The following is a 6,868-nucleotide window of genomic DNA, read 5'->3' as shown; positions in this document are numbered from 1 at the left end:
CATTACGCTAAAATGTCCCGAAAAACACATATGTGTATGAATTATCATACAGAACTGCTCGCCGCCAGCCCAAAACTATTTTTAGTGGGACATTTCGCGATATAAAGGTTTTTCAACAGTATGAGTTTTTCCCTTTAGAATCGGCTGTAAAGCTTTTAGAATATGATCTTAAATAAAAAAACAAGCTGTATAGCTGTCTTGAAGTAGAGTAAGATAAAGGTAGAAGCAGTGGAACAGAAGAAATGTGTTAAGGCAGGTGGGGATGACGCGTCTCGTAAATTAAAAGATTCATACCGCTGATAGATTTAGCATACGGCGATTGAATACACGGTTGAGCAAGTATAGAGTTACAAAGGAGTATAAAAATACGATGGCACAAAGCAACGTTAAGATAAACTCAAAAAACGTCAAATATAATATACAGGACTATATTGAATCTGTTGATAAACAAAACAAGCTGTACAGAAAAACATTAATTATCATCATTATTTCACAAATATTCGGCGGAGCAGGCTTATCGGCAGGTGTAACTGTCGGCGCATTGCTGGCTCAGGATATGATCGGATCGGATAGTTTGGCAGGCTTGCCCACTGCATTATTTACGCTAGGCTCTGCGGCAGCAGCCTTTATTGTAGGAAGACTTTCGCAGCGGCTTGGAAGGCGAGTGGGCCTCACAGCCGGTTTCTTTGCCGGTGGTGTAGGTGCAATAGGCGTAATTATAGCAGCTATACTCGATCAATTGCCATTGTTATTTATATCCCTCTTTATCTATGGAGCTGGAACAGCTACGAACCTGCAGGCGCGTTATGCGGGGACGGATCTCGCAGGGCCGACGCAGCGAGCCAAGGCGATCAGTATGGCTATGGTTTTCACCACCTTCGGCGCAGTGGCAGGTCCTAATCTGGTTGATGTCATGAGCAAATTCGCGGAATCGATTGGTGTGCCGCCATTAGCTGGCCCTTTCATGCTGGCTAGCGCCGCTTTTTTACTGGCGGGTACCGTATTGTTGATCATGCTTCGTCCTGATCCGTTTATTATTGCAAAAGGCATTGCTGAAGCACAGCAAAATAGGCAGGGCCATGCAGGCCGAGGCCAAGCAGCCCCGCAGATCACGGCTGCCAATAAGCGCGGCATAGTTATAGGGGCAACGGTAATGGTTCTAACGCAAATCGTCATGGTTGCAATTATGACGATGACGCCAGTTCATATGAAAAGCCATGGGCATGGCTTGGGCGAGGTGGGGATAGTCATCGGCATTCATGTGGCAGCCATGTATTTGCCATCTCTAATTACTGGCGTTCTTGTTGATAAGCTGGGACGAACGACGATGTCCTATATGGCAGGGTTAACCTTGCTTGCAGCAGGGCTGCTGTCAGCGCTGGCGCCCGCCGACTCTATGCTGCTGCTTACTTTGGCGCTTGCCCTGCTTGGTCTTGGCTGGAACTTCGGACTCATTAGCGGTACAGCGCAAATTGTTGATGCGACTACTCCAAGTACACGCGCCAAAACACAAGGCTCAGTCGATGTGCTTATCGCTATTGCCGGGGCATCGGGCGGCGCGATGTCTGGCGCGATCGTCGCTCATTCCAGCTATACGACGCTGTCTCTTCTGGGCGGCATACTCTCACTGCTGCTCATTCCGATTATCGTATGGGAACGGAGCAAACGGCAGCCACGATAAATAAAACTAGGGAAGGTACCACCGGCTTTTTTTGCTGGGGGGTACCTTTATTTGCGCTTTTACGAGCTTACAGGCTTGCGTCTAAATTCCACGCCTTGCTGCTGCAGCTTGTCATGCAAAGCCGCTATGGAAATATCGGCTAACGGCTGCTGCTCATCGATTGCGATGGAAGCCGCTACGCCTGCCGCCTGACCGAGCGCATAGCAGGTAGCCTGTACGCGCATGGAGGACATGGCCACATGAGTTGCTGAGATGCATCGACCTGCAATAAGCAAACCTTCAACCTGCTTCGGAAGCATGCAGCGATACGGAATGTCATACAGCCCAAGCCTGCGCTCATCTGTCGTTTTACCCCCATCAGGACTATGAATGTCGATTTCATAGTCGCTTTGAGCAATGACATCATCGAATACGGCGCTGTTTATCAAGTCATTTTCAGTTAAAGTATAGCTTCCCTCGATCTGATTCGTTTCGCGAACGCCCGTCTGACCAGGAATATGCGAAATAATATAGTTGGCGTACCCGTTGCGCTGCAAGTAGTGAGCGACTGAAAACACCTGGCGCAGTGCTTCTTTTTCAGCGAAATTGATATCTTCCATCCTTGCCCCGTTGCCTTTAACGCGCGTCATATTGACAAGCAAGGTACGATCTTCTTTGACTTCCCAATAGAGCAGGCGCCCTTGCGGCAGATCGGCTACAGATTCGTAATAGTAGCAGTCCTCCGGCAGGTAAGGTTTAACGGGCTGCCCAGTATCCTGCATCGTGAACATTAATGTCATTGGCTGCGTCATATGATCGCTGTCGCGGCCGGTACGTATAGGCACGCCTGCTGCGCGTGCGACGGCAGCATCGCCTGTGCAGTCTATGACTGCCTTGCCCATAAAGGCACGCAGTCCTTCTCGAGTATGAGCGACAATGCCGATGATGCGATTGCCCTCCATTAAGGAATCGACAAAGCTGACATGATAATAAACTTGCACGCCTTCCTTTTCCAGCTTTTGATTCAAATAATGTCTTACCTTGAAAGGAGAATATTGCGGCCATATGCCTTGCTGATGCGTGCTTGGCAGCGCCTCAGGCATTACCTCTGCAATCAGCTCGCGATATATGCCGGTAACATTGCCGACCCCCATAAAAACACTGACATTCGCAAGCGTGCCCATACCGCCAAGCTGCCCGGAATGCTCTACAAGTATAACCTTTTTCCCTCTTCGTACAGCTCCAATAGCAGCGGCTACTCCAGCAGGCCCGCCGCCAACGACGATAATATCAGCGCTGTCATGCACAGGCACATTGCGGCTCATGCTTATCGATGCATGGTTTGTTGACAAGTGATCGCTTCCCTTCCATGAATTTGACCTCATTATAGGAAGAATAATGGATACATTATAGTGCCATTTTAGTTTCATATAAAAATTAAAGTAAATAAAAATAAGTACTACGCTGATAGTGAGGGCATTGCGTTTAAAAGTCTGTCAGGAATTTTTGCGAAGCTAAAGCTCTGGTCTTGACAAGGTTGCTAGATGTAAAGTAAACTTTACGTAAAGTTAGCTTTACATTTTAGGGGTGAAAAATTGAAAAACAGAATACGGGATTTACGGGCACAGCATCAACTGACGCAGGAGCAGCTAGCAGAAACAGTTGGAGTGTCGAGACAATCGGTTATTGCCATTGAAACGGAGAAGTACAATCCATCCCTTGAATTAGCCTATAAAATCGCAAAAGCGTTTCAATTGACGATTGAAGAAGTGTTTATTTTTGAAAAATAAGCTTGCGGAGAGGAAGGATTAGATGGAGTATGTAGGACTATACGGCGGCATGGTGCTTGGTTTTTTAGGATGGTTTTTGGGAAGGCGCGCAGCAGGCAAGAAGCGCGGTCTGGATGAAGTGTATCATTTTATATGGAATAAAGCCCGGTCTATTTCCTGGTATTTTACTTTCGCTGCTATTTATGTGATGTTGATGCTTGCCTTATCGGGCGTTCAGCTTAATATTATTTTTGCGCTTGCTATTTTGCTGTTTATTCATATGGGGAGCTGGGCGATTACGGGTGCAATTTATTCTTTTAAAATGACGCAGAACGATGCAAAGCAGTCAAGCATACTGGTTTCACTATTGATAGGTGTAGCAACTATTATTATTTTTTCATTTGTTTCAGCTGCTACGGGCAATTGGATGTTTACGGTAGTCAGCCTACCGCCAGTGATTATGATGACCGCCATTACATTTGTACAAAGCCGTAAATATAATAGGCCGTAATCCGCGTTTTCACCATTAGCAAGTAAGGAGGGGAATAAATTGCCGCGCAAAAAAACAGTTACCTTGCGTCATCTGGCAGATCAGCTTGGATTAACAGTACATACTGTGTCCAAAGCGCTTCGAGGCTTGCCTGGCATGGCTGAATCTACGCGGCGGGAAGTTTTGCTTGCTGCTAGAGAGCTCGGTTATGTAACGAAAGCACAGGAGGACGGCATGATGGCTGAGAGAATATATCCGATTGACGGAAAAAGAAGACGGTTTGTCTTGTTTGTCGGAGCGCAGCAGTCTTATTTTGCCACCAGGTTTAATGGCTTGCAAGTAAGGATGCAGGAGCTTGGTCATAGTATTGCTTCCGTAGTACCGCCAAAGCATTTGAACAATGAGAATGAGCTGATGGAGTGGATGGAGCGGGAAGGGCATCTGTATGCGGACGGCTTGTTTCTGGCTCCCGGCATACCTGAATGGATGGAGGCGTTTTTCATTCAGCTGCCGCTGTCCAAGGTGCTCATCAGTTACCCGCCAGAATCTGCCGAGGTTGACAGTGTCGTTTGGGATGTGCAGCATGCGGTGCATCTGGCGGTTGATAGGCTGCATGCCGACGGGCATAAGCGTATTCTTTATGTTGGCAATATTGAAAGCCAGCGGGGCTTTCGGCTAAGAAGGCTTGCCTTTTCAGCTGCGCTTGCACGTAATGGGATGGATATAGCTATGACTGGATTAATGGACGCCGGCTTTGGCAATCGCGAGGCATGGCTTAAGCAACTGGAAGCAGAGCTTCTGTCAAGCCAATATACGGCTGTTCTTGCCGTAATGCCAGAGGAATCGGAATGGATTATAGAGCTGACGCAAAAATTAGGCATAAGCATGCCGGATGAGCTTTCCCTCATTGGGATGGAGCATGATGAGCATGAGCGATATCCGCATTTGACGAGGCCGATCTTGCGAGTGCAGGAGGCCGGGGAACGAGCTGCTGAGCTGATGCTGCGGCGGGTAGCCAATCCGCATCTGCCATGTGAGCATATTCGGCTGCTGGGCCCTATGGTGCAGGGCAATACAGCTGGCGAGCCGCGGCGCTAACGAATCACAGGAAGGTGTCGATTAATTATGGGCAACGATTGGCAAGCAAAAAGAGAGGGAACGAAGAGAAAGATTGGGAAAGGAGAAGCGGCAGCGTCCGCCTTTGTAGGCCAATTTTATCCTTTACAGGGGTTATTTCATCAAAAAAATTGGACCACAACAGTGGTCGGAATCCCAATCTTGATCGCAGAGGCCCCTTTTCTATTGCTTGTTGCCCTATCCACAATTAATCGACAGTCTCCACAGAAGTGCTATCTTCACTGCCAATCTTCGTAAAAATTAATCGCTCCTCTCCTAAGTTTCTCGTTCGCCTATGTTCGTTTGATAATGTACGAAAAAGTTTGTAATGGTATGTAAACGTTTTAATTTGTATGTTATAGTAAAGGAGATGAACAATAACAGTTAGGAGTGGGAATCAGTAATGGAAATTAATGATGCACTTACGCCGCTGCAATGGGCAGAGAAGGGCTGCCGGGTTCTCATGGCGACATTCGAGCCGGAACAGCTGCCGCCGGATCGTTTTCACTATCACCAGGGCGTGTTCCTGTCAGGCATGGAGCAATGCTGGAAGGCAACGGGCAATGATGATTATTATACCTATATCAAACGCTGGGTTGACAGTTTAATATTGCCGGATGGCAGTATCCGCAAGTATAATTCCTACGAGCTGGATGATATTCAGCCAGGCGTGCTATTGTTCAATTTGTACGAGCAGACAGGGGACGAGCGATATACGAAGGCGCTTCATACGCTTGTTCCGTTAATTAAGGATTGGAAGACGAATGCATCTGGGGGCTTCTGGCATAAGGAGAAATACCCGAACCAGATGTGGCTTGACGGTTTATATATGGCTGGGCCGATCGCGGTACAGTATGGTCATACTTTTAATAAAAGCGAGTACTTTGACTTGATGGCATTCCAGGCTATTTTAATGGAAAAGCATACAAAGGATCCTGTCACAGGTTTGCTCTATCATGGCTGGGATGAATCGAAGGAAGCGGTATGGGCGGATAAGAAAACGGGGCTTGCGCCGGAATTTTGGGGGCGAGCAGTAGGCTGGTACCCGGTAGCGCTGCTGGAGATGTTTGACTATTTGCCTAATGACCACAAGGATAAGCCGAAGCTGGTTGCTATTTTGCAGGATTTGCTTAAAGTGCTGCCTAAATTCCAGGATGAAAAGAGCGGCTTATGGTATCAGGTTTTGGACAAGGGCGATCTTCCTGACAACTGGCTGGAAAACTCCTGCACCTCGTTGTTTGTATACGCTATTGCCAAGGCAGTAAGAATGGGTTATTTGGACCCATCCTATATGAAGTATGCTTGGAAAGGCTATCAAGGCGTAATTGATACGCTTAAGCTTGATGAGAATGGGCATGTCATTATCGGAAATATTTGTATCGGTACAGGTATTGGCGATTACGCGCACTATATTGCCCGTCCAACAAGCGAGAACGATCTGCATGGCGCAGGCGGCTTTATTCTAATGTGCGTAGAGATGAGCAAGGCGGAGCCTCATCACAATTAATTATCTGCAATCTGCTATACAAGATGTCAGGCCGTAACATGAAGTATGCATACGGTGCAACAGGGATGATGATGGCGTAGTTCTGTATGTTTGGCGTACGATAAGGCTGATGTGCTCTTAATGGCTCCTAATGATGCGGACAATGATGACCGTTAGCGCTCATTTTTCGCCAATCTCTACTTTCTAACGGACAGAAATATCCGTTAGCGGGAAAAAAGCTAGAGAATTCGACGGAATTTTCTTCTAATGGTCATAAGTGTCCGCATATGCAACAAAAAGACTGCTTTTTGGTTCTAACGGTCATTGATGACCGCACCGCAAATAGC

At 47.2% G+C, this 6,868-nt stretch carries 6 protein-coding genes; 5 read left to right on the top strand and 1 reads right to left on the bottom strand.

Translation table 11 applies throughout. The features are described from left to right. Positions 1–370 precede the first annotated feature (370 nt). A complete protein-coding gene (locus tag V1L65_RS01745) occupies positions 371–1,681 on the top strand; it encodes an MFS transporter (RefSeq protein WP_331697318.1) in 1,311 nt (436 codons plus the stop codon). A 59-nt stretch (positions 1,682–1,740) separates the two neighbouring features. On the opposite strand, the gene V1L65_RS01740 is transcribed toward V1L65_RS01745, so the two are convergent. Beyond that, the gene (locus tag V1L65_RS01740) at positions 1,741–3,012 is read right to left on the bottom strand and encodes an FAD-dependent oxidoreductase (RefSeq protein WP_331697317.1); all 1,272 of its coding nucleotides are present in this window, start codon (positions 3,010–3,012) and stop codon (positions 1,741–1,743) included. Between the two features lie 243 nt (positions 3,013–3,255). On the opposite strand from V1L65_RS01740, the gene V1L65_RS01735 reads away from it, so the two are divergent. The 4 genes from V1L65_RS01735 (at position 3,256) to V1L65_RS01720 (ending at position 6,542) form a co-directional block, all read left to right on the top strand. Then, positions 3,256–3,450, top strand: coding sequence for a helix-turn-helix transcriptional regulator (locus V1L65_RS01735; protein ID WP_331697316.1), 195 nt, complete (start codon positions 3,256–3,258; stop codon positions 3,448–3,450). Positions 3,451–3,472: 22 nt separating this feature from the next. After that, complete coding sequence (locus tag V1L65_RS01730) at positions 3,473–3,940, top strand: hypothetical protein (protein ID WP_331697315.1); 468 nt, start codon at positions 3,473–3,475, stop codon at positions 3,938–3,940. Between the two features lie 39 nt (positions 3,941–3,979). Next, positions 3,980–5,017: a LacI family DNA-binding transcriptional regulator gene (locus V1L65_RS01725; protein ID WP_331697314.1), complete on the top strand. Its 1,038-nt coding sequence runs from the start codon at positions 3,980–3,982 to the stop codon at positions 5,015–5,017. 421 nt (positions 5,018–5,438) lie between these two features. Next, positions 5,439–6,542 carry a glycoside hydrolase family 88/105 protein gene (locus V1L65_RS01720; protein WP_331697313.1) on the top strand — a complete coding sequence of 368 codons (1,104 nt, stop codon included), beginning with the start codon at positions 5,439–5,441 and terminating at the stop codon, positions 6,540–6,542. Positions 6,543–6,868 lie beyond the last annotated feature (326 nt).

This window comes from Paenibacillus sp. IITD108, from assembly GCF_036541265.1.
In the GTDB taxonomy this organism is placed as follows: Bacteria; Bacillota; Bacilli; order Paenibacillales; family Paenibacillaceae; genus Pristimantibacillus.
The sequence above is the reverse complement of the archived record's forward strand: the minus strand, read 5'-3'. Positions and strand labels throughout refer to the sequence as shown.